A 21,100-nucleotide genomic window follows, 5' to 3' on the forward strand; every position below is an offset into this window, starting at 1 on the left:
GCGCGCGCCCTCAGTTCAGGGGCGATCCGGCATGCCGCCCGCCGGCCGGCGGCATGAACCGGCCGTGCCAGTCCTCGCCATCGGTCCCCAGCGCACGGATGCGCTCGCCGAGCCGGCGGCCCAGTTCGGCGGCCGCCGGGTTCGGCTGCGTGGGGTCGAAGCCGCGGAACGAGAAGAAGTCGGCGTCGAAGCTGCCGCGCAGCAGGTTGGCGATGATCCGCGCCTGGCGATCGTGCAGCGACGCCGGCGGCTTCCACCCCGCCACCGTGGCCGCCAGCCGGTCCAGATCGGCCTGGTTCCGCAGGACCAGGAAATCCCCGTCGGTGACGTAATAGGCCTCGCCGCAGACCGAGATGTTGCCAAGCAGCCCGGCCTGAAGGCCCAGCGTCCCGGTTGCCGTGACGTTGATCCCGCAGCGCGCCAGCAGGGCGTTGCCGCTGACTTCGTAGGGGACGATGACCACATTGGGGAAGGCCTTGAGCCGGTCCAGCAGTTCGGTCTGGCGGAAGCCGAACTGGAGCGGGTGGTCCTTGACGATGATCTGGTAGCCGGCGGCGGTCAGGCCGCGCGCCACCTCGACCAGCATGTCCTCGTGCCGCAGCAGGTCGAGGTCCTCGATCCAGTAGTCGATGGCGGCTTCGGGGAAGAGCTGCAGGCCGAACAGCACGCGCCGCTCCATCGGGAAGGCCTCCAGCTTGGCCTCCCAGTCCGGCTCGACCAGACCGGTGACCCGGACGTCGCGCCATTTCGCCTTGTGACCGAGGCTGGGCTGGGCGTCGAGATAGTGCAGGTTCAGAGGGTCGCGCCGCCACCACGAATACAGTTTGAAGAAGGCCGCGCGGGTGCGGAAATAGCCCAGCGTCCGGAGAAAGCGCGCCGGGGTGTAGGCGGCCTGGCCCTGCACATAGGCGGGCGTGAACAGCGGATCGGCGATCTCATGGATCTTGGCCTCGACCAGCACCGGGTCGGGCTCGGCGGCGGCGGTGATCAGACGGCCCCGGTGCATCAGCATGCACATTTCGGGCAGGGCGCTGGCGGTGACCTCGAAATGCGGCACGCCGCGCTTGCGGGCGAGCCGGGCCAGCACGTCCTGGACATAGCTGTCGATCGGGAAGCTGACCAGGTAGTTGGGCGTCAGCGCCTCGAGCTGGATGTCCATCGCCTCGGCGACCGCCAGCGCCATGGCGGCGGCCTTGCGCTTCGGCAGCCAGCGCAGCACCCGGCACCGGGCGATGACGTCGTCGACCTCTGCTGCGGTCAGCAGCGCCGAGGCGACGGCGCCCTCGCCATGGTGACGCTTGAAGGCGGCGTAGTAGTCGTCGGTGATCCAGCGATCGCCTTCACCGCGGCGATCGGTCAGCACCGTCACCTGGTCGAAGCCGAGGTTCTGTCCGACGTGACGCCACCAGTCGTGGGTCCGGTGGATGGCGTAGATGAGGGCAGTCGTCATGCTTCCAGTCTTCGAACGGCCCGGCTGACCAGCAGCAGATAGAGGACCGAGGTGGCGATAGCGGCGTAAGCTGCGCCGTATACCCCGAACAGCTTCGTCAGGAGAACCAGCAGGATCGAGCCGACCGCGAAGGCCGCGCCCTGCGAGGTCAGGATATGCCGCTCGTCGTGGCGGGCGTTGAGGATCAGGGCGTGGAAATCCGCCGCCGCCCGCGCCACGAAGCCGACCAGCAGCAGGCCCATCAGCACGAGGCTGAGCTGGAAGCGTTCGGACCAGACGCCCTGCGTCAGCCGGTCGGCGGCGAAGGCGGCCAGCAACAGGAGCGGCACGCCCACCAACGTCTTCACATACTCGCGCAGCACTCGTCGGCGCAGGTGAGCCACGGTCGCGACCCTGGCCTCGGCGAAGATGGCCGGCGTGATGCGGTTGAACGAGGCGATGTTGAACGCCTGGTAGGCGAAGGCGACCAGCAGGGTGTGGCGGAAATAGAGGCCAGTCTGTTCGAAACTCATCAGGCCGCCGACCGCCAGCCGGTCGAACTGCAGGATCAGGATGGCGATCAGCCCGATCAGGAAGTGGGTCAGGGAGGCCTTGTGCTGGCCGAGGATATCCCTCCGGAAGCTGAACGGCGCGTCCCGGGCGGCCGAGGCGTTCAGCCGCGCGAATATGATCGCGAGGCCCAGGGTGCAGATCACCGCGCCGACGGCCCACAGCTCGATCACGAAGGCGAGGTCGAATCCATCGCGGGCGAACAGGGCGCGGTACAGGACCACGGCGGCGAGCAGGCTGTTCTTGGCCGCCACCACCACCAGCATCGGATAGTAGCGGTGGTTGATCAGGGCGTATTGATAGGCTTGGTTCGACAGGTGTTCGCCGACCACCACAACCACGGCGAGGGCGAGGATCATCCAGCCCGGCTGGGCCCACAGCGCCACCGCCAGCACAAACAGCGGGACCATCAGCGCCCAGTTGAAAGCGAAGAACTTCAGCGCCTGCACGACATAGCGGTCGAACACGGCGTGCGGCTCGCCGGCCGAGCGCCGCTGGATGTCGATGTGGCGCTCGAAATTGAAGGCGAAGGCGAACAGGCCGACCAGGGTGGCGATCAGGCCGAAGCGGCCGGCCTGGGCGATCTCGAGGCCATAGGTGGCGGTCAGGATGAAGGCGGCGCGCGTGGCCACGTCGACCAGCTTCACCCCGACGAGGAAAAGGTCGCGGGTCCTCTGGCTGGTCACCAGGCGGTCCACCCGCCGTCGACGGCCAGCACCTGGCCGGTGACATAGGACGACGCGTCGCTGGCGAGGAACAGCAGCGGCGGCGCCATCTCCCCGGCCAGGGCCATCCGGCCCATCGGTGTGCGCGCCGAGTATTTCTGGTCGAACACCCCGTTCTGACCCGAGGACACCCCGCCGGGCACGAGGCAGTTCACCCGGATGCCCTTGTCGGCCCAGTGGGTGGCCAGCCACTTCGTCAGGCCGACGACCGCCGCCTTGGACGCCGAATAGACGGCCGGCGTGTTGATCGGACCGCCCAGATACTCCGAGCCTTCGTAGATGCGATCGTCGGGACCGACGAGGCCGTAGATGGAGGCGGTCTGGATGATCCGGCCGGAGCCGGCCTTCAGCATCTCGCGGCCGACGGCCTGGGCCATCAGGAACATGCCGTCGATGTTGACGCCCATGACCTCGCGCCAGGTCTCGAGGCTGTAGGTCTCGAAGGGTTCGAAGAAGTCGCGGACGTTCGCGGTCTTGGTGGCGGCGTTGTTGACCAGCACGTCGATGCGGCCGAACCGGGCCATGACAGCGTCTACCGCCGCCGTCACCGAGGCCGGATCCGAGACGTCGCAGCCAAAGCCGGCGGCGGCCTCTCCGATATCGGCGGCCGCGGCCCTGGCGTCGTCCGCCAGCACATCCAGGACGGCGACGCGCGCGCCGGAGTCGGCCAGCGCCCGGCAGAACACGCGGCCCAGGATGCCGGCGCCGCCGGTCACCACGGCGACCTGCCCGTCCAGTCGGGTGGCGGCTTGCGTCATCAGTTGTGCGTCCGGAAGACGGGTTTGATCGCCGGCCCGTTCAACTGCGTCTCCACGCCGGCGTCGAGCGCCTGCCGATAGACCCCCAGGGCGCCGTCGAAGGCTTCCAGCGTCATGGCCAGTTCGGGCTCGCCGTGGGACTGCGAGATCGCCAGCCACGGCATCATCACGCCGCGCTTCAGCATCTCCTGGGCGAACAGGGTCCGCATCGGCAGGGAGGGCGCGCCGTCTGCGTCGCGGGTGACGTAGTTGAGCGCGACGGCCGGGCCTTCCATCAGGACGTGGTCCTGCAGGCCGTGCCGCCCGGCGACCTCGGCCAGGCCCGCCTTCAGCTTCGCGCCATAGGTCCAAAGATGGGCGGGGACGTCCTCGGCGGCGTTGATCCGGGTCGCCTCGACGAAGGCGCCCAGCGCCGGCATCTCGGCGCCGTGGGTCGAGGACAGCAGGAAGGTCCGCTCCATGCCGGGCTTGTCGATCGATCCGACCTGCATGAACTCGCGCTTGCCGACCACGGCCGCCAGGGAGAAGCCGTTGGCCATGGCCTTGCCGTAGGTGGCCAGGTCCGCCTCGACGCCGAACGTCGCCTGGGCGCCGCGCAGGTTCCAGCGGAAGCCGGTGATCATCTCGTCGAGGATGAACAGCGCGCCGTTGGCGTGGGCGAGGTCTCGCACCTGATGCAGGAAGCCGCCGGCGTAATGCTCCGGTCCGTGGTGCGGCTCGGGCGGCAGGCCGGGCATACCGTCGGCCTGATGCGGCCAGATATGGGTTGCGGGTTCCAGCATCACTGCCGCGATCTGGTCCGGATACTGGTCGAACAGGGCCTTCAGCGAGCCCATGTCGTTGTAGTCGAACACCAGCGTCGTGGCCGCATGATCCGGCAGGGTGCCGCGCTTGATGGCGGTGACTCCGATGAACCAGTCGTCGAACGAGAAGAACGGGTGCTGGCGCGGCACGCAGACGTAGCGGCGGCCCGTGTAGGCGCGGGCGATCTTGACCGCGGCGGTGGTGACGTTGGAGCCGTTCTTGCCGAACTTGACCATCTCCGCGCACGGGATCAGGTCGCAGATCAGCTCGGCCGCCTCCAGCTCGATCTCCGTGGCGCGGGTCAGGTTCACGCCGTTCTCGATCTGGCGGATGGCGGCGGCGTTCACCCGGTCGTCGGCATAGCCGATGGTCACCGCCCGCAGCGCCATGCCGTAGTCGAGATACCGGTTGCCGTGGGTGTCCCAGACCCAGGCGCCCTTGCCCCGGCCCAGCACCGGCGGCGCGATCGAGGGGAACTGGTCGTCGCCGCGCGAATAGGTGTGGGCGCCGCCGGGGATCGCCCGGTGCAGCCGGGCGCGCAGGGCGGCGAAATCGGCTTCCTCGTTGCTCGGACGGGCGTCGGTCGGGATCAGGGGTTCGGTGGTCATCGGGAGAGGGTCCTCACACCCGCCACAGCGGGTAGGGCTTGTCCTGGCGTTTCAGCGTCGCGGTCTTGGGGCCGCCTATGTAGAGCGTATGGTCGGGCAGGTCGCGGTCCAGCACCAGCGACTCCGTGGCGATCTGGCAATGGTCGCCGATTGTGCAGGCTCCGAGCACGGCGCTGCCGGGTCTGAGCGTCACATGCTTGCCGAAGGTCGGGTAGACGTCGTTGTTCGAACCGACCCCGCAGCGCTGGTAGGCCACGAAGAAGTCGCCGTAGTTCCCGCGTCCCAGCACGGTGCCGAGCGGATGAACCAGCAGGAAGACCGACGGCAGCTCGACCTCGTAGAAGGCGTCGAGGCCGTGCAGGGCCTTGTTGAGCAGGAACAGTTTGGAGCAGGTCGAGGCGGGGCCGCCCTGGCGGTGCAGCTCATTGGCCAGCAGGTACAGCCACATGGCGTACTGGTCGCCGTGCAGGTGGCTGAACACGGCGTTCTGACCGTCGAAGAAGTATTTGTTGTCGACGTGGCTGAAGCAATGCTCGAGCCGGGGCAGGGCGGCCTCGACCGCCGCTCTCAGATCGTCGGCGCCGACCGCGTCCGGGTCGGGGAACATGGCGTTGACCTGGGCGGCCGCGTAGGCGGCGAGACCGGGAGCGTCGAGGCTGGAGCGGACCTTCGGGTTCATGCCGCGGGCTCCACCTTGGCGGAGGGCGCCGTCCGTTCCCGGAACAACCGCCACAGGCCGATCACCGGGACCAGCTGTTGCCTGAACCAGGCCTCGGGCAGGCGTTCAGCGACCAGGCCATAGACCAGCTCCTGATCGCCGCGCGGCGCCCAGGTGCCGAACAGATGGTCCCACACCGACAGGACGCCGCCGTAGTTCCGATCCAGATGCGGTTCCAGAGATGAATGATGCACCTCATGGAAGGACGGCGAGACGAACAGCTTGTCCAGCGGTCCGAACGACCAGCCGCTGTCGGAGTGGATGATCAGCTGGTGGAACTGCAGCAGGGCGGCGATGGCCACCGGCAGGGCCGCGTCGACCTTCATCATCGCCGCCGGCACGGCGAGTACGACCAGGGCTACGACACGGTCGATCACCGTCGCCCGGAAGGTGGTCAGGACGTTCAGATGGACCTGCGAATGGTGGGTCTTGTGGAACTGCCAGACGATGCGGCTCTCGTGCTGGAGCCGATGCCACCAGTAGACGCAGAAGTCGGTGACTACGAACAGGATGAGCAACTGGACCCACACCGGCAGGTCCGCCAGCGCCCGCACCTCGAGCCAGGGCGCCCAGGTCTGCAGGCCGCGGGCCACCAGCAGCCCCACGGGCAGGATGACCGCGAACTGGATCACATGCAGGAACTCGAGCAGGCCATAGACGGCATCGACCCGGACGCCCTTCGATCCGTACCGGCTCGGCAGGTCGCGTCGGCGGATCAGGTCGATGGCGACCCCAAACACGACCGCGGCCAGGAACTGGCCGTAGAACCAGGCTTCGGCGGTCACGTTGCGGGCCAGGCTGTCGACCATCACCATCGCGCTGCCCGCCGGATCGGCGAGAAGGTGCGATGGACGCAGCGACAGCAGACCGCTCACGATCGGCTGCCCTTCTGGTTCCTCACGTGGACGCCGTTGGTGGCCAGATAGGTGCGCACCTTGATCGGGCTGTGGTCGGTGAAGATGAACATCGACGAGATGGTGATGGCCGAGGCGCCGGCCTCCAGCGCCGCCTTGCAATCGTCGAGGCTGCCCGCGCCGGACGAGGCGATCAGCGGGATGCTCAGCTTGTTCGACAGGTCGCTGATCAGCTCCAGATCGTAGCCGTTCATCATCCCGTCGCGGTCGATCGAGGTCATCAGGATCTCGCCGGCGTGCAGGTCCTGCATGCGCTGGGCGAACTCGACCGGATCGTGGCTGGTCTGGACCGCGCCGCCGTGGCCGTGCACCCGCTTGCGCCCGAATTCGTCGGCCTTGTAGTCGATCGACACGACGATGCACTGGTCGCCAAACCGTGACGCCGCCTGGGTGACGAAGTCCGGATCGTCGATGGCGGCGGAGTTGATGCTGACCTTGTCGGCCCCGCTCTTCAGCAGGCTTTCGATCTGGCCGAGCGTGCGAACGCCGCCGCCCGCGGTCAGCGGCACGAAGACCTCCTCGGCCACGCGCTCGATGATGGATCCGGTGACGGTGCGGTTCTCGGCGCTGGCGTCGATATCGACGAAGATCAGCTCGTCGACGCCGTAGCTGTCATAGACCTTGGCGGTGGAGACCGGATTGCCGGCCTCGCGCTGGTCCTCCGTGAAACGGCGCATCTTCACCAGACGGCCGCCGCGGATCAGGAATTTGGGGATGATCCGTTTCTTGAGCATCAGAAGTCGTGCGCCAGCCAGTTCTGCAGCAGCTGCAGACCGTTGTCCTGGCTCTTCTCCGGATGGAACTGGGTGGCCACCAGATTGCCGCGCCGCACCGCCGCGGTGAACGGACCGCCGTGATCGCAGACCCCGACCACATCGGCGGGGTCGCTGCAGGCCATGTGGAAGGAGTGGACGAAATAGTAGTCGCTTTCACCGGACGGCAGGCCCTTGAACAGCCATTCGTCGGAGGCGAACGAAACGGCGTTCCAGCCGACGTGGGGCACCTTGGCCGGCCGCTGAACCTCCAGCGGCCGGATTTCCGCGTCGAGCCAGCCGAGGCCCTCGTGGGCGCCGTGTTCAAGGCTGCGTTTGGCGAACAACTGCATACCGAGGCAGACGCCCAGCACCGGTTTCTTCACCTCCAGCGCCAGCCGGTCCAGCACCGGTCGAAGCCCCTTGTCGTCAATGGCCTTCATCGCGTCACCGAACGCGCCGACGCCCGGCAGCACCAGCCGGTCGGCCTCTTCCAGCGCGTCGAAGTCGGCGGTCACCACAGCGTCCTCGCCGATGTATTCGAAGGCGTTCATCAGCGAACGGACGTTGCCCATGCCGTAGTCGATGATGGCGATGGTCATCGCGCGCGCTCCCTTACCCGGCCGGCGTCTTCGGCGGGCCGACGGGGATGTGGCTGAGGTCCGTCCGGTCCCATTTGTCGAAGTCGGGCAGCACCGGACCGGTCTCCAGGTTCTTGCGATCGAACTTCCACGGATGCACCTGGTGAGGCTCCAGATACTTGTAGAATTCCTCCTCGGTCATCTGGATCTGCTCCAGGAACCAGTCCATCGAGGCCGGGCGCTTGCCGTCGTATTTCGCCTCGATCTCCAGCGCCTCCTCGCGCGTCTTGCGGCCGTTGCGGATGTCGATCGACAGCAGGTGGTTGGCCCGGCCGTAGCCGCGCTTCACGTATTTCGAATAGTCCCGCATGCCCTGGAAGGTGCACTCGACCTTCTCGTAGTCGTACTCGGGGGGCACGCCCTCGACCTCCTGGCCCTTCCAGCCCAGTTCCTTCTCGATCAGGGCCACGTTCGCCTTGGTGTCCCACTCGATGTAGTTGCCCAGGCAGATCGACTGGACCTTGAGTTTGATCAGGTCCTTGCGCTTCGGATAGTCGAACATCCACAGGTCGCGGCGCTCCACGCGCCCCTGCAGGAATTCGTACATGTCGTCGGCGGTGATGCCCTGGTTCATCAGCCGGTTGAACCGCTTCTCGTCGACCTCCTCCATCTCCTCGAAGGTGTACCAGCTGTGGTACTCGGCCGTGCTCTCGCCCCAGAAGAGCAGCGGCACCTCGAAGCGCACCGCCATGTGCATGACGCCGGAATAGATGCCGGTGTGACAGTGCCAGCAGAAGTCGCCGCGGCGCTTGAAGCTCTCCAGCATCAGCTCGCGCACAACGTGGAAATTGGGCGTGAACTCGACCACGTCGCAGCCCAGCTGCTTGAACACCGAGGTGTTCAGCTCGTCGATCTTGGGCCGGTAGCCCCAGTGGTTGTAGCGCACCACCAGCGGCTTCAGCTTCAGCACCTTGATGATGTAGTAGAGCTGGAAGACCGAGTCCTTGCCGCCCGAATAGGGCACGATGCAGTCGTACAGGCCCTTGCCCTTGTGGGCGGCGACGATCTCGTCGAGCTGGCGCTGGCGGTCGGCCCAGTCGATCTTGTCCTGCTTGAACTCGACCTGCCGGCAGACCGAGCAGACGCCTTCCTCATCGTAGGTGATGGTGTCGACCGTCTCGGGGGTCAGGCATCGGGTGCACTTGCGCATGGTCATTCCACGCCGGACGGGGAGGTCCGGCCTTCAGCTTCGAGGATGGTATCAAGGTTCGAGGCGATCGCCTCGACGCAGATGAAGTCCACCAGGTCATCGACCTCGTGGGCCTTGTGACGGGCCGTCTCATAGCCGAGCGTCCGGGCGTGGCAGAAGCCCCGCTCGCGCCGCAGGGCCTCGACCGTCGAAATGTAGAGTGTGCCATCCAGCACGAACAGCGGTTCGATGTCCTGCCGGCGCGGCATCTCGCCGAAGGTGGCCGCGGCGTAGGGGGTGATGGCCCCGTCGCCGGCCTTGCGGACAGCGAAGGCCGGGTGGGTGGCCTCCAGCTTCGAGACGCCGACAATGGCGTCGGCATCGGCGGCGATCAGCTGTTCCAGCGCGGCGTCGACGTCCGAGCCCTCGGTCAGCGGCGAGGTCGGCTCAAGCAGCACGACGAAGTCGTAGGCGTCACCGGCTTCGGCCAGCGTCTCCACCGCGTGCAGGATGAAGCCGATCGACGGCGCGGTGTCGGAGGCCAGTTCGGCCGGGCGCAGGAAGGGGGCGTCCGCGCCATGGGCGACGGCGATGTCCGCGAAGCCCTGGTCGTCGGTCGAGATGATAACCCGGTCGACGTGGCGCGAGGCGCGTGCGGCGGCGATCGGCCAGGCCAACAGGGGCTTGCCCGACAGCGGCCGGATGTTCTTCAGCGGCAGGCCCTTTGAGCCCTTCCGCGCCGGAACGATCGCCAGGACGCGCTTGCCGTCGATCATTTGCCGGTCGTCCCCACGATGTCCGGGGCCTTGACGAACGGCGCGCGGGCGCGCTGCACCGACCGGTCGACGACCTTGTGGGCGAAGAACAGCGCCTTCGGGTAGTTGAGGCCGTGCGTCTGCTGGCTGCGGCGGATCTCGTCGTTCTGCTTCATGATGCTGGCGGCGGTGCCGCCGGTCGCCCCGCCCGAGCGCATCCGCACCCAGATCTGCGGCACGTATACCGACTTCAGCTTGTGGACGTAGAAGGCCCGCAGCATGAAATCGTAGTCGGCGGCCAGCCGGTAGCCGGTGTCGTACTGACCGACCTTGTCGTAGGCGGCGCGGGTCAGGAACAGGGTCGGATGGGCGGGAATGAAGCCGCGGCGCAGATTCTCGACCGTGGCGGGGCGAGACTTCCAGTGCCGCTCGATCTTGCCGGTGTTCTCCGGGTCGACGTAGACGAGGTCGGCGTGAACGGCCTCCACGGTCGGGTCCTCGAACGCCTTCATCATGTTCTCAAGGACGTCGGGTGCGCAGTAGTAGTCGTCGGAGTTGATGAAGCCGATGACGTCGCCGGTCGCCCGTGACAGGCCCTTGTTGTAGGCGTCGTAGATGCCCTTGTCGGGCTCCGACACGGCCGAGGTGACGCGCTGGCCTTCGCGCGCCACGATCTCCATCGTGTCGTCTTTCGACCCGCCGTCGACGACCAGGTACTCGATCCGCGGGTACGTCTGGACGTTCACCGAGCGCAGGGTGTCGGCGATGGTGCGCGCGCTGTTGTACGAGGCGGTGATCAGCGAAAGCGTCTTCATAACCCAGTCCCAGTCGCCGTCAGCGGCGGCGCCGCGCGGTCCTTGTCCGACAGGATCACCGTGTCGACCCCCAGAAGGGCCGGCAGGCGGTCCGCGATCGAGAACGCCTGTTCCGACGCCTCATCGTAACCGCCGTCGCAAACATATTCAAAGACAGTGTCTTGCAGGGCGTAGAAGCCATGCGCGTATTCGGCGCCAATCCTGACCCAGCCGTCCTCCGGCGTCAGTCGGGTGACGTGCAGTTCGCGCGTCGGATCGTCCATCGACACCACGACGTCGGCGATGGCGCCCGAGACAACGCGGATGACCTTGGTCTGCTCCGACGGCGCTCGCTGCACATGCAGGCCCCGGAACACGCCGGCCCTTGAGAAGGACCGCTTAACGACCATCGAGTCGCTCTCGTAGAGCACCTCCAGCCAGCCGCGATCGTCCTCGCGGCGGCGCGTCGTCTGATCCAGCCGGACGAACGGATCCAAGGGCTCAGCTCCAGTCCGCGTTCTTGATCAGCAAGGCCTTGCGGGCGGCCAGCAGGTCGGCCTCCATCATCTCGTCGACCAGTTCCTCGAAGGTGATCTCGGGCTCCCAGCCCAGTTTCGCCTTGGCCTTGGACGGGTCGCCCAGCAGGGTCTCGACCTCGGTCGGCCGAAAATAGCGGGGATCGACCCGGACGATGGTCTGGCCTTCCCTGATCGCGGGGCAGCGGGTCACGGCGTGCGACGCGTCGACCGCCTCGACGATGCCGACCTCGCTGACGCCCGTGCCTTCCCAGCGCAGCGTCACGCCGATGCGGGCGGCCGAGGCCTCGACGAACTGGCGCACGCTGTACTGCTTGCCGGTGGCGATGACGTAGTCGTCAGGCTCGTCCTGCTGCAGCATCATCCACTGCATGCGCACATAGTCTTTGGCGTGACCCCAGTCGCGCAGGGCGTCCATGTTGCCGAGATACAGACAGTCGCTCAGGCCCTGGGCGATCTCGCCAAGGCCGCGGGTGATCTTGCGCGTGACGAAGGTCTCGCCGCGACGCTCGCTCTCGTGGTTGAACAGGATGCCGTTGCACGCGAAGATTCCGTAGGCCTCGCGGTAGTTCACGCACATCCAGTAGGCGAACATCTTGGCCACCGCATAGGGACTGCGCGGATAGAAGGGCGTGGTCTCGCTCTGGATCGGCTCCTGCACCAGGCCGTAGAGCTCGGACGTCGAGGCCTGGTAGAATTTGGTCTTCTTCTCCATGCCCAGCAGGCGGATGGCCTCGAGCAGGCGCAGGGTGCCGAGGGCGTCGACGTCGGCGGTGTATTCCGGCGTCTCGAAGCTGACGGCGACATGGCTCTGGGCCCCGAGATTGTAGATCTCGTCCGGCTGCACCTGCTGGATGATACGCACCAGGTTCGAGGTGTCGGTCAGGTCGCCGAAATGCATCTGGAAGCGCACGTCGGCGTCGTGCAGGTCCTGGTAGATGTGGTCGACCCGCTCGGTGTTGAACAGCGACGAACGGCGTTTGATGCCGTGGACTTCGTAGCCCTTCTCGAGCAGGAATTCCGCCAGATAGGAGCCGTCCTGGCCCGTGATGCCGGTAATCAGCGCGGTCTTTTTCGTCATCAGGCCTTCCAGACACAGAGCAGTCGGAGGGCGCGCGGGCGCGTGGAAGCGCAGCCCGGGTGACCCCCCGCATCGGGCGATTGCCGGCCATGAACGCGTTGTTGCCGACGGCGATCCATGGCCGTCGCCTGTCTAGGCGGGAAATGTGACGATGGCCAGCCGAGGGGCCAGACGGAAACCGCCCTTTTTGCAGTGCAAGGTGACCCGACCGGCGGCGTGCTCTAGGAGCCCCGCCGGAGGAGCATTCCAGTATGAGTCGTCACCGCAGCCGTACCCTCGGCGAACGTCCCCTGTCGCCCGAAACCCTGATGATGGGCTACGGCTACGATCCCGCCCTCTCCGAGGGGTCGATCAAGGCCCCGATTTTCCAGACCTCGACTTTCGTCTTCCGGTCCGCCGAGGACGGCAAGCGGTTCTTCGAGGTGGCCTACGGTCTGCGCGAGAAGGACCCGGAAGAGGCGCTGGGCCTGATCTATTCCCGGATCAACAATCCCAACCTCGAAATCCTCGAGGATCGGCTGGCGGTGTGGGACGGGGCCGACAAGGCGCTGGTCTTCTCCAGCGGCATGGCGGCGATCTCGACCACCATCCTCGCGCTCAGCCGTCCGAACGACGTGGTCGTCTATACGGCTCCGGCGTACGGCGGCACCGAATATCTGTTCGACCGGATTCTGCCGCGTATGGGCGTCGAGACGGTCAGCGTGGCGGATCGGGATGGCGGCGAGGCGCTGACCCGCGCCATCGGCGAGGCCGCCGGACGGGCGGAAGGGCGCGGCGGGCGGCTGGCCGCGGTCTATGTCGAGACGCCGGCCAACCCCACCAACCAGCTGATCGACCTTCAGGCCGCCGCCGCCGCCATTCGGGCCCTGGGCCAGGTGGAGCCCCCGCCGCTGGTGGTCGACAACACCTTCCTCGGACCGCTGTGGCAGAAGCCGCTCGAGCACGGCGCCGACCTGATCCTGTATTCCCTGACCAAGTACGTCGGCGGCCATTCGGACCTGATCGCCGGCGCCTGCCTCGGCCGCGCCGACCTGATGGCCCGGGTGGCGGAGATGCGGACGATCTGCGGCACGGTGACCGACCCGCACACCGCCTGGCTGCTGATGCGCAGCCTCGAGACGCTGCACATCCGCATGGAGCGGTCCCAGGCCAACGCCGTGGAGCTGGTCCGGCGCCTGCGCGGCCATCCCAAGGTCGAGGCGGTCCTCGACGCCGGCGGGGCCGAAAGCTCGCCCGGCCAACGCGCCATCTTCGCCCGGCAGTGCTCCGGCGCGGGCTCGACCTTTTCGTTGCGCCTGAAGGGCGGCGAGGCCGAGGCCTTCCGCATGCTCAACGCCCTGCAGCTGTTCAAGCTGGCGGTCAGCCTGGGCGGCACCGAGAGCCTGGTCTCGCATCCGTCCAGCACGACGCATTCGGACTACAGTCCCGAGGCCAAGACCCGCTGCGGCATCGGCGACAACCTGGTCCGGCTGTCGGTCGGCATCGAGAACGTCGACGACCTGTACGCCGACCTCGAGCAGGCGCTGGCGGCGATCTAGATCAGTGCGACCGCCAGAAAGGCGTGGCCCATCAGCCAGAGCACGCCCACGAAATTGATCATGAACACCTGGCCGCGCAGGGCGACGTTGTCGCCGCGGCACTGAACGAAAGTGTGGGCGAGCCGACCCGCCAGAAAGACCCAGGCGGCGGCCACGTCCCAGGTCGTCGCCTGCGCCGTCAGGATCAGCAACAGGGCGCCGATCCACGCGAACACCGGCGCCTCGAACTGGTTGGCCAGATTGCGCTGGAACCGGGCCGAGAGCGGCGGGTCTCCGTCCGCCCGGGCGAAGTCGTTCTTGCTCGCCGCGCCGCGTCGGACCGTCACCAGACGTGCCCAGGTCAGCGCCGCATAGAGCCCGGTCACCAGGCCGAAATGCAGGAACAGCGGCAATAGCAGCGCCGCCGCCGTCGAGGACATGACCTCAGGCATCTTCAGGCATGGATGTCAACGTCTTTCCGGTCGCGGATCAGCAGCCCGCCGACGACCACCGTCAGCGCCGCGATCACGACCGGGTACCAGAGGCCGTAGTAGATGTTGCCGGTGGCGGCCACGATCGCGAAGGCGGTGGTCGGCAGGAAGCCGCCGAACCAGCCGTTGCCGATGTGATAGGGCAGGGACATCGAGGTGTAGCGCACCCGCGTGGGGAACATCTCGACCAGCGCCGCCGCGATCGGCCCGTAGACCATGGTCACATAGAGCACGAGCAGGAACAGGATGCCCACGACCAGCGGCTTGTTCATCAGGGCGCTGTCGGCCCGGGCCGGATAGCCGGCGGCGGCGAGGGCCGAGCCGAGCCCCGCCTCCCATGCCGCCTTGCCCGAAATGTCGCCCGCCAGCCCCGGCACGACCGTCTCACCGATGCGGACCTCGGCGACCGCGCCGCGCGGCGCGGCCACCGTCTCGTAGCTCACCCCCGCCTTGGCCAGATATGACTTGGCCAGGTCGCAGGAACTGTCGAACACCGTCTTGCCGACCGGATCGAACTGGAAGGCGCAGTCCGCCGGGTCGGCGATCACCACGACCGGCGAGGCCGCAGTCGCCGCCGCCAGCCGCGGGTTGGCTGCTTCGGTCAGGGCGTGGAACAGCGGGAAATAGGTCAGGGCGGCCAGCAAGCAGCCCACGAGGATGATCGGCTTGCGGCCCACCTTGTCCGACAACCAGCCCCAGAAGACGAAGAAGGGCGTGGCCAGCGCCAGGGCCGTGGCGATCAGCACATTGGCCAGCGCCGGCTCCACCTTCAGCGTCTTTTCGAGGAAGAACAGGGCGTAGAACTGCCCGGTGTACCAGACCACCGCCTGTCCGGCGGCGAGGCCGAACAGGGCCAGCAGCACCAGTTTCAGGTTCGGCCATTTGCCGAAGCTGTCCTTCAACGGCGTCGACGACCCGCGACCCTCGGCCTTCATGCGCTGGAACGCCGGGCTCTCGGCCAGCTTCAGCCGGATCCACAGGGACACCCCGAGCAGCAGGATCGAGACCAGGAAGGGGATCCGCCAGCCCCAGGCCGTGAACGCCTCTTCTCCCAGAACGGTGCGCACGCCGAGGATGACGAGCAGGCTCAGCATCAGGCCGGCGGTGGCGGTGATCTGGATGAAGCTGGTGTAGAAGCCGCGCTTCCCGGGCGGGGCGTGTTCGGCGACATAGGTGGCCGCTCCGCCGTACTCGCCGCCGAGCGCCAGTCCCTGAACCAGCCGCATCAGGATGAGGACGGCCGGAGCCGCGACGCCGATCGCCGCGTACGACGGCAGCAGACCGACCACGAAGGTCGACAGGCCCATCAGCATCATGGTGACCAGGAAGGTGTTCTTGCGGCCCCACAGGTCGCCGAGCCGTCCGAAGAAGATCGCCCCGAAGGGCCGGACCGCGAAGCCGGCCGCGAACGCCATCAGCGCGAAGATGAAGCCGGTGGTCTCGTTCACGCCGGAAAAGAACTGGGCGGTGATGATCGCGGCCAGCGAGCCGTAGAGGTAGAAGTCGTACCACTCGATGACCGTCCCGACCGACGAGGCGAGGATCACCAGCCCGTCCCGGCGTCCGACCGTGGGCTGTTCGGCTGCGGCGTCGGTCATTGTCCCTCCCCAAGCATTGTGCGGCTAGCGTAAGCCGGATTCGCCCCCTCTGCGCCATATTGTGTTCCCCGGCGTCGAGGTCATGGCGCTTCCCCATTGCGGGAACCGCCGGTCGGCAAACTCTGCGCAGGATGGAAACCGGTGTCAATTTGAATCCGGCGCTGCCCCCTTGGTCAACGCAGGCCGGCCTTGACCAAGGGGAATGCACAAGTTCGGGTTTTGTCCTAAGGACAATGTTCGACCAGAGAGACTCACCCGCGTGAACGAGCCCAAACGGACCGGCAAGCCTGCGACCATCAACGACATCGCCCGCCTGGCCGAGGTGTCGAAGAAGACTGTTTCGCGGGTCATCAACAACTCCCCCTTCGTCAAGGAGGAAACCCGCAAGCGGGTCGAGGCGGTCATCGCCGAACACGGCTTCTCGCCCGATCCGCAGGCGCGCGGGCTGGCTTTCCGGCGATCCTTCCTCGTCGGGATGATTTACGACAACCCCAGCCCCAACTACGTGGTCAACATGCAGCAGGGCGTGCTGGACGCGGTGCGCGGCTCGGGTCTCGAACTGGTCGTCCACCCGTGCGATCGGGCCGCCGACAGCTTCCTGAGCGAGGTGCGCGCCTTCGTCGTGCGCCAGAAGCTGTTCGGCGTCGTCATGCCGCCGTCGGTATCCGAGGATGATCGGGTCGTCGCCATCCTGAAGGAGGCCGGCTGCCCCTATGTGCGGATCGCCTCCGTCTCGCTGGACGAGCCGGCCTGCATGGTGGTGACGCACGACAGCCGCGGCGCGGCGCAGGCGGCGCGGCATCTCGCGCAACTGGGGCACCGCCGGGTGGCCTTCATCTCCGGACCCGACAGCTTCCGCTCCTCGCATGAACGGGGGCGGGGATTCCGCGAAGGTCTGGCCGACCACGGCGTTTCCCTCAGTGACGCCTATATCCGGCAGGGCGCCTACACCTTCGAGTCCGGGGTCGAGGCGGCGCGCAGCCTGCTGGCCATGCCGGAGCCGCCCACCGCCATCTTCGCCGGCAACGATGAAATGGCCATCGGGGTCATGAAGGCGGCCCGCGACGCCGGTTTCGACGTGCCGCGCGACCTGTCCATTGTCGGGTTCGACGACCTGCCGATGGCCTCGCGCGTCTGGCCCAACCTGACCACGGTGCGCTTGCCGATCCGGGACATGGGCCGGATGGCCGCTGAGAAGCTGACCGCACCCAGCCGTGGTCTGGATCCGGCCACGCTGGCCCAGCCTGAAGTGGACCCTTCGCTGGTCGTGCGGGATTCGACGGCGGCGCCAAGGGGCTGATCCGAAAGGTGAGATAGCGCTAACAGGTGACACCGGGGCCATATGGAACCCGCATGGACGATGGCGGTTTGCCTCGACAAGATGTGTCGTGAACCCAACATATGACCCTTCTCCACACTGCCGAGGAATGCCGCCAGAAGGTGAGGGACCTGATCGCTGAAGCAGTGCGCGAGCCGGACCAGGTCCGTCGTGAGGGACTGCTCGGGCTGGCCGATCAGTGGATGGCCGCTTCGCGCCGTCGCCGGGCCAACCCGCCTTTCGGCGCCGCCCAGGCCCATTCAGCCAATCCTCAAGGCTCCTGAAGGATCAGGGCCGTGCTCAGCGGCCCGTGGCCAGAAGCTCCGTCAGATCGGCCCAGACGCTCTCGGCGGTCGGAACCCGGCCAGCGCCGCGCCCGGTCGCGGTGAAGACGCGGCCGTCGGCGGTGGTCACGCGCACGGCGTTGCCTTCGTCGGCCAGGCCCGCGAACAGCAGGTCCCCATCCACCGCCTCAAAACGCACCGCCGCCCGGCGTCCGGGCAGGTCCAGCCTGGCCATCTGGCGCACGCGCCCGGCCGGCAGAACACTCGTCCCGGACAGGGCTTCCCGGGTGACGCCGTCGACGGGCAAGCGCCAGTCGGCGGCTTCATGGGCGAGGATGGCCAGCTTGGCGGCGGCGTCGAGGCCGGTCAGGTCGGCGGACGGATCGGCTTCCGCAAATCCGGCGTCACGCGCGGCGGCGAGGGCGGGCTCAAACGCCCTCCCTTCCGCCAAACGGTTCAGGATGAAGTTGCAGGTGCCGTTCAGGACGGCCTCGATCCGCACCACGGGCGCATGGTCGCGGGCCCGGCGCACGGTCTCGATCACCGGCGTGCCGCCGCCGACGCCGGCGGAATAGAGCAGGCGCGCGCCGCCGCTTGCGGCCAGGGCCTTGAGGACGGGCAGGTCGGCGCCGATCGCCTGTTTGTTGGCGCTGACCACGTCGATCCCGCGGGACAGGGCGCGGCGGATCAGGGCCCGGCCGGTCGACCCGTCCGAGATGGCCTCGACCAGCACGTCCGGCTCGCGCGCCAGCAACGCCGTCGGATCGGCCAGCAGCAGTCCCTCCGGTATGGTGACGTCCCGGACCTTGCCGGGATCGCGAACCAGTACGCCGACCACCTCGAAGCGGGCGTCAGCCAGCAAACGGGGCAACAGGCCGCCGCCGACCACGCCACATCCCGCCAGCGCTACCCGGCGCGGCTCGGCCGGACCCTTCCCGGGGCTCGGCGGACCGGCGTCCGGACCGGCCACGAGGGTGACGCCGTCATGCAGCAGGGCTTCCCCGGCCGCAGGCGTCACGCTCGACACGCCAATGGCGTCGAGCGCCGCCGCCAGACGGTCGACCGCGCGATCGCCGCCCGCGACGACGGCCACCACCCGACGACCGCGCCGGACCTCGCCATACACGGCCGAGGCCGCGTCGGCCGGCTCGCCCGAGATCTGCAGAAGGGCGACCGGCTCGACGGCGGGCGCCGCGGACGGGTCGAGGGAGAGCCGGGCGGCGGGGAGGGCGGTCATGCCGGCGGTCCTTCAGGCGGCTTCGGCGGAGAGCGGAACCGGCACGGCCGCCAGCGCCGCCGACAGGTCGGCCAGCAGATCCTCGGGGTGTTCGAGCCCGATCGACAGGCGCAGCAGGCCGTCGGTGATCCCCGCGGTCCCCCGCGCCTCGGGCGTCATGGCCGCATGGGTCATCAGCGCCGGATGGGCGATCAGGCTTTCGACGCCGCCGAGGGATTCCGCCAGGGTGAAGACCTCAAGCCCGTCAACCAGCGTCCGCACCGCCGCGATGTCGGCCAGCTCGAAGCTCAGCATGGCGCCGAACCCGCGCTGTTGACGCGCCGCCACCGCATGGCCGGGATGGCTCTTCAGGCCCGGATAATGAACCGCCTTCACCGCAGGATGGGCGTCCAGCCACTCGGCGACCCGCCCGGCCGTGGCCTGCTGGCGCTCGATGCGGGCGAACAGGGTGCGGACGCCGCGCAGGGTCAGCCAGGCGTCGAACGGCGAACCGGTGACGCCGAGACAGTTGGCCCACCAGGTCAGCTGTTCGAGGTCGGCGGAATCCTTCGCGACCACGCAGCCGCCGACCACGTCGGAGTGGCCGTTGATGTATTTGGTGGTCGAGTGGATCACCAGGTCCGCGCCGAGAGCGATGGGCTGCTGCAGGGCCGGGGACAGGAAGGTGTTGTCGACCGCCGCCTTGCAGCCGACGGCGTGGGCCCGGGCGCAGATATCAGCCACGTCGACCACGCGCATCAGCGGATTGGACGGCGTCTCGATCAGGATCAGCTTCGGCTTGCGGGCGAAGGCGGCGTCGAGCGCCGCGCGGTCGTTCTGGTCGACGAAGGCCACGTCGAAATGGCCGCGCTTCACCCGTGCGCACAGCAGGCGGTGGGTGCCGCCATACAGGTCATGCGGGGCGATCAGCAGGTCGCCGGGCTCCAGCGAACACAGCGCCAGGTCGACCGCCGCCATGCCGGTCGCCGTCACCACCGCGCCGCAGCCGCCTTCGAGCCGGGCCAGCGCCTCGGCCAGCACGTCGCGCGTGGGATTGCCCGAACGCGTGTAGTCGTAGCGCCGCTTCCCATCCAGTCCGTCGAAACTGAAGTTCGACGACAGATAGAGCGGCGTCATCACCGCGCCGTGCGCCGGATCGCTGTTGACCCCATGGCGCGCGGCGATCGTACACGGGTGGTTTTCGGGGGAGGAGGTCATGCGGCGATCTCGCGGGCCAGAGGGCTTTGGGGGAGGGCGTAGAGGGGGCTGAGGGCGTCGTGCAGCGCGCGGCCGACCAGTTCGCGCTCCTTGAGGAAGGCGTCGTGGCCGAACATCGAGGGGGCCTCGACGAGGCGGCGCAGGTTCGGCGCGCGGGCGGCCAGCTCGCGGCTGTCCTCGATCGGCACCAGCCGGTCGGAGGTGAAGCCGACGACGGTCAGCGAGCAGCGGACCGCCTCCGGCGCCACGGCGTGGCGGTCCAGCGAATCCGACAGGGAAATCCAGCGGGCGGCCGAGGTGACCTCCGCATAGTCGGCGCCGCGCGCGATCAGATAGTCGCAGACCGGATAGGGCGCGCCCGCCTCGGCCGGCGGCGTTGAGGCGAAGCGCAGGGCGAACTCGTCGGGCGTGCGATAGGTCGCCATGGCCAGCTCGCGGGCCAGCGCCACTCCCTCGGCCTCACGGCCGGATTCGCGGGCGAAGGCCAGCAGGCGGCGCTGAACGCCGCGCCAGGCGGTGGCGGCGGGATGGGTCCTGTGCGCCGCCGAGATCGCCACCAGATGCCCGATCCGGTCCGGAAAGGCGGCGGCGAAGGCCAGGCCGATGCAGCCGCCGTAGGAGGCTCCGACGAACGCATCGACACGCGGTTCATCGAGCGCCTCGAGCAGCAGGGCCAGCAGGCGGGCCTGATCCGCGGTGGTGATGGTGACGCCCGGCTCGTCCTTGCCGGGGGGCAGGTCGAACGCCAGCACGCGGGCCCGGTTCAGGTCGATCGGACCGCCGGCCTTGACCGCCCATGGCCACCAGCGCGCCGCGAACCGGCCGCTGGAGATGCCGCCGACGACGACGATCAGCGGACCGCGGTCGGGCCCGTAGAGGCGGCCGGTCACCTCGGCCGCGGAGAGGCGTTCGCCCGACTCCAGCCGGAAATCCCGCGGCACGACGGCGCGGACGTCGCGCCCGGGGACCTCATCGAGGGGCCAGTCCTGGCCGGTCAGATCTGGGGACGCCACGGTCCGCTCCGCTCTCGCTCAGCGAAACCGGCGGGGCGAACCAATTCGTGCGGTGACAGACCCGTGGAGTCGGCCGGGCCCCGGACGCGAAGGGGCCGTCGCTCCACTCATCTCTCGCGGCTCCGAAGGAACCCCGCAGGAGTTGGCACCATCTCCAGGATCGGGTGGATCCTGGTAGGTTGCCCCGGCGTCAAAGGGCCTATCCCTCAGCCGGTCTTGATGAGTGCCCTT

21 protein-coding genes and 1 riboswitch are annotated in these 21,100 nt (G+C 68.0%); of the genes, 3 read left to right on the top strand and 18 right to left on the bottom strand.

Annotated features, from left to right (window positions below; translation table 11 throughout):
• Positions 1–10: 10 nt before the first annotated feature.
• Genes VEB62_RS08905 through gmd form a run of 13 tightly spaced genes read right to left on the bottom strand, consistent with a single transcriptional unit; the run spans position 11 to position 12,214 of the window.
• Positions 11–1,450: a capsular polysaccharide export protein, LipB/KpsS family gene (locus VEB62_RS08905; protein ID WP_324798227.1), complete on the bottom strand. Its 1,440-nt coding sequence runs from the start codon at positions 1,448–1,450 to the stop codon at positions 11–13.
• A complete protein-coding gene (locus VEB62_RS08910; RefSeq protein ID WP_324798230.1) occupies positions 1,447–2,685 on the bottom strand; it encodes a polysaccharide biosynthesis protein in 1,239 nt (412 codons plus the stop codon). The genes VEB62_RS08905 and VEB62_RS08910 overlap by 4 nt, the downstream gene beginning before the upstream one ends.
• A complete protein-coding gene (locus VEB62_RS08915) occupies positions 2,682–3,482 on the bottom strand; it encodes an SDR family oxidoreductase (RefSeq protein WP_324798232.1) in 801 nt (266 codons plus the stop codon). The genes VEB62_RS08910 and VEB62_RS08915 overlap by 4 nt, the downstream gene beginning before the upstream one ends.
• On the bottom strand, positions 3,482–4,894 hold the full coding sequence (locus tag VEB62_RS08920; protein WP_324798235.1) for a glutamate-1-semialdehyde 2,1-aminomutase: 1,413 nt from the start codon (positions 4,892–4,894) through the stop codon (positions 3,482–3,484). Before VEB62_RS08920 ends, VEB62_RS08915 begins: the two co-directional genes overlap by 1 nt.
• 13 nt (positions 4,895–4,907) lie before the next feature.
• Positions 4,908–5,573, bottom strand: coding sequence for an LbetaH domain-containing protein (locus VEB62_RS08925; protein ID WP_324798238.1), 666 nt, complete (start codon positions 5,571–5,573; stop codon positions 4,908–4,910).
• Positions 5,570–6,487 (bottom strand): sterol desaturase family protein, encoded by a 918-nt coding sequence (locus VEB62_RS08930; RefSeq protein ID WP_324798241.1) that lies wholly within the window; start codon positions 6,485–6,487, stop codon positions 5,570–5,572. The genes VEB62_RS08925 and VEB62_RS08930 overlap by 4 nt, the downstream gene beginning before the upstream one ends.
• A complete protein-coding gene (gene hisF, locus VEB62_RS08935) occupies positions 6,484–7,260 on the bottom strand; it encodes an imidazole glycerol phosphate synthase subunit HisF (protein ID WP_324798244.1) in 777 nt (258 codons plus the stop codon). The genes VEB62_RS08930 and hisF overlap by 4 nt, the downstream gene beginning before the upstream one ends.
• Positions 7,260–7,880, bottom strand: coding sequence for an imidazole glycerol phosphate synthase subunit HisH (hisH, locus tag VEB62_RS08940; RefSeq protein WP_324798247.1), 621 nt, complete (start codon positions 7,878–7,880; stop codon positions 7,260–7,262). The genes hisF and hisH overlap by 1 nt, the downstream gene beginning before the upstream one ends.
• Positions 7,881–7,893: 13 nt before the next feature.
• A complete protein-coding gene (locus VEB62_RS08945; RefSeq protein ID WP_324798250.1) occupies positions 7,894–9,075 on the bottom strand; it encodes an N-acetyl sugar amidotransferase in 1,182 nt (393 codons plus the stop codon).
• Positions 9,072–9,824, bottom strand: a complete 753-nt coding sequence (locus VEB62_RS08950) for an acylneuraminate cytidylyltransferase family protein (RefSeq protein ID WP_324798252.1) — start codon at positions 9,822–9,824, stop codon at positions 9,072–9,074. Before VEB62_RS08950 ends, VEB62_RS08945 begins: the two co-directional genes overlap by 4 nt.
• Positions 9,821–10,618: a glycosyltransferase family 2 protein gene (locus VEB62_RS08955; protein ID WP_324798255.1), complete on the bottom strand. Its 798-nt coding sequence runs from the start codon at positions 10,616–10,618 to the stop codon at positions 9,821–9,823. The genes VEB62_RS08950 and VEB62_RS08955 overlap by 4 nt, the downstream gene beginning before the upstream one ends.
• Positions 10,615–11,094, bottom strand: coding sequence for a dTDP-4-dehydrorhamnose 3,5-epimerase family protein (locus tag VEB62_RS08960; RefSeq protein WP_324798257.1), 480 nt, complete (start codon positions 11,092–11,094; stop codon positions 10,615–10,617). Before VEB62_RS08960 ends, VEB62_RS08955 begins: the two co-directional genes overlap by 4 nt.
• A gap of 4 nt (positions 11,095–11,098) precedes the next feature.
• Positions 11,099–12,214, bottom strand: a complete 1,116-nt coding sequence (gene gmd, locus VEB62_RS08965; protein WP_324798260.1) for a GDP-mannose 4,6-dehydratase — start codon at positions 12,212–12,214, stop codon at positions 11,099–11,101.
• Between the two features lie 251 nt (positions 12,215–12,465).
• Here gmd and VEB62_RS08970 point away from each other — a divergent pair, with 251 nt between their 5' ends.
• Positions 12,466–13,752, top strand: a complete 1,287-nt coding sequence (locus VEB62_RS08970; RefSeq protein WP_324798263.1) for a cystathionine gamma-synthase family protein — start codon at positions 12,466–12,468, stop codon at positions 13,750–13,752.
• Here the strand turns inward: VEB62_RS08970 and VEB62_RS08975 are convergent.
• Positions 13,749–14,183 carry an MAPEG family protein gene (locus tag VEB62_RS08975; RefSeq protein ID WP_324798265.1) on the bottom strand — a complete coding sequence of 145 codons (435 nt, stop codon included), beginning with the start codon at positions 14,181–14,183 and terminating at the stop codon, positions 13,749–13,751. The genes VEB62_RS08970 and VEB62_RS08975 overlap by 4 nt on opposite strands.
• 2 nt (positions 14,184–14,185) lie before the next feature.
• On the bottom strand, positions 14,186–15,820 hold the full coding sequence (locus tag VEB62_RS08980) for an MFS transporter (RefSeq protein ID WP_324798268.1): 1,635 nt from the start codon (positions 15,818–15,820) through the stop codon (positions 14,186–14,188).
• Between the two features lie 259 nt (positions 15,821–16,079).
• Between VEB62_RS08980 and VEB62_RS08985 the strand changes: the two genes are divergently transcribed.
• Positions 16,080–17,120 (top strand): LacI family DNA-binding transcriptional regulator, encoded by a 1,041-nt coding sequence (locus VEB62_RS08985; protein WP_324798270.1) that lies wholly within the window; start codon positions 16,080–16,082, stop codon positions 17,118–17,120.
• Between the two features lie 101 nt (positions 17,121–17,221).
• Entirely contained in the window at positions 17,222–17,422 is a 201-nt protein-coding gene (locus VEB62_RS08990; RefSeq protein ID WP_324798273.1) for a hypothetical protein, read from the top strand.
• Between the two features lie 16 nt (positions 17,423–17,438).
• Here VEB62_RS08990 and VEB62_RS08995 read toward each other — a convergent pair whose 3' ends face one another.
• The 3 genes from VEB62_RS08995 to metX are packed head-to-tail and all read right to left on the bottom strand — an operon-like array spanning position 17,439 to position 20,869.
• Positions 17,439–18,659, bottom strand: a complete 1,221-nt coding sequence (locus tag VEB62_RS08995) for a homoserine dehydrogenase family protein (protein ID WP_324798275.1) — start codon at positions 18,657–18,659, stop codon at positions 17,439–17,441.
• Positions 18,660–18,671: 12 nt separating this feature from the next.
• On the bottom strand, positions 18,672–19,856 hold the full coding sequence (metB, locus tag VEB62_RS09000) for a cystathionine gamma-synthase (protein ID WP_324798277.1): 1,185 nt from the start codon (positions 19,854–19,856) through the stop codon (positions 18,672–18,674).
• Positions 19,853–20,869, bottom strand: a complete 1,017-nt coding sequence (gene metX / locus VEB62_RS09005; RefSeq protein ID WP_324798280.1) for a homoserine O-succinyltransferase MetX — start codon at positions 20,867–20,869, stop codon at positions 19,853–19,855. The genes metB and metX overlap by 4 nt, the downstream gene beginning before the upstream one ends.
• A gap of 104 nt (positions 20,870–20,973) precedes the next feature.
• Positions 20,974–21,095: riboswitch (SAM riboswitch) on the bottom strand.
• Between the last annotated feature and the right edge of the window lie 5 nt (positions 21,096–21,100).

Origin of the sequence: Brevundimonas sp. (assembly GCF_035626975.1) — a bacterium.
In the GTDB taxonomy this organism is placed as follows: Bacteria; Pseudomonadota; Alphaproteobacteria; order Caulobacterales; family Caulobacteraceae; genus Brevundimonas.

What these genes read in the sequence shown, in the direction of transcription:
- gmd (WP_324798260.1), bottom strand. Translation starts at nt 12,214, where the DNA reads ATGACGAAAAAGACCGCGCTGATTACCGGCATCACGGGCCAGGACGGC.
- VEB62_RS08915 (WP_324798232.1), bottom strand. Translation starts at nt 3,482, where the DNA reads ATGACGCAAGCCGCCACCCGACTGGACGGGCAGGTCGCCGTGGTGACC.
- VEB62_RS08945 (WP_324798250.1), bottom strand. Translation starts at nt 9,075, where the DNA reads ATGACCATGCGCAAGTGCACCCGATGCCTGACCCCCGAGACGGTCGAC.
- VEB62_RS08980 (WP_324798268.1), bottom strand. Translation starts at nt 15,820, where the DNA reads ATGACCGACGCCGCAGCCGAACAGCCCACGGTCGGACGCCGGGACGGG.
- hisH (WP_324798247.1), bottom strand. Translation starts at nt 7,880, where the DNA reads ATGACCATCGCCATCATCGACTACGGCATGGGCAACGTCCGTTCGCTG.
- VEB62_RS08925 (WP_324798238.1), bottom strand. Translation starts at nt 5,573, where the DNA reads ATGAACCCGAAGGTCCGCTCCAGCCTCGACGCTCCCGGTCTCGCCGCC.
- hisF (WP_324798244.1), bottom strand. Translation starts at nt 7,260, where the DNA reads ATGCTCAAGAAACGGATCATCCCCAAATTCCTGATCCGCGGCGGCCGT.
- VEB62_RS08905 (WP_324798227.1), bottom strand. Translation starts at nt 1,450, where the DNA reads ATGACGACTGCCCTCATCTACGCCATCCACCGGACCCACGACTGGTGG.
- VEB62_RS08970 (WP_324798263.1), top strand. Translation starts at nt 12,466, where the DNA reads ATGAGTCGTCACCGCAGCCGTACCCTCGGCGAACGTCCCCTGTCGCCC.
- metB (WP_324798277.1), bottom strand. Translation starts at nt 19,856, where the DNA reads ATGACCTCCTCCCCCGAAAACCACCCGTGTACGATCGCCGCGCGCCAT.
- VEB62_RS08995 (WP_324798275.1), bottom strand. Translation starts at nt 18,659, where the DNA reads ATGACCGCCCTCCCCGCCGCCCGGCTCTCCCTCGACCCGTCCGCGGCG.
- VEB62_RS08955 (WP_324798255.1), bottom strand. Translation starts at nt 10,618, where the DNA reads ATGAAGACGCTTTCGCTGATCACCGCCTCGTACAACAGCGCGCGCACC.
- VEB62_RS08975 (WP_324798265.1), bottom strand. Translation starts at nt 14,183, where the DNA reads ATGCCTGAGGTCATGTCCTCGACGGCGGCGGCGCTGCTATTGCCGCTG.
- VEB62_RS08920 (WP_324798235.1), bottom strand. Translation starts at nt 4,894, where the DNA reads ATGACCACCGAACCCCTGATCCCGACCGACGCCCGTCCGAGCAACGAG.
- VEB62_RS08950 (WP_324798252.1), bottom strand. Translation starts at nt 9,824, where the DNA reads ATGATCGACGGCAAGCGCGTCCTGGCGATCGTTCCGGCGCGGAAGGGC.
- VEB62_RS08990 (WP_324798273.1), top strand. Translation starts at nt 17,222, where the DNA reads ATGACCCTTCTCCACACTGCCGAGGAATGCCGCCAGAAGGTGAGGGAC.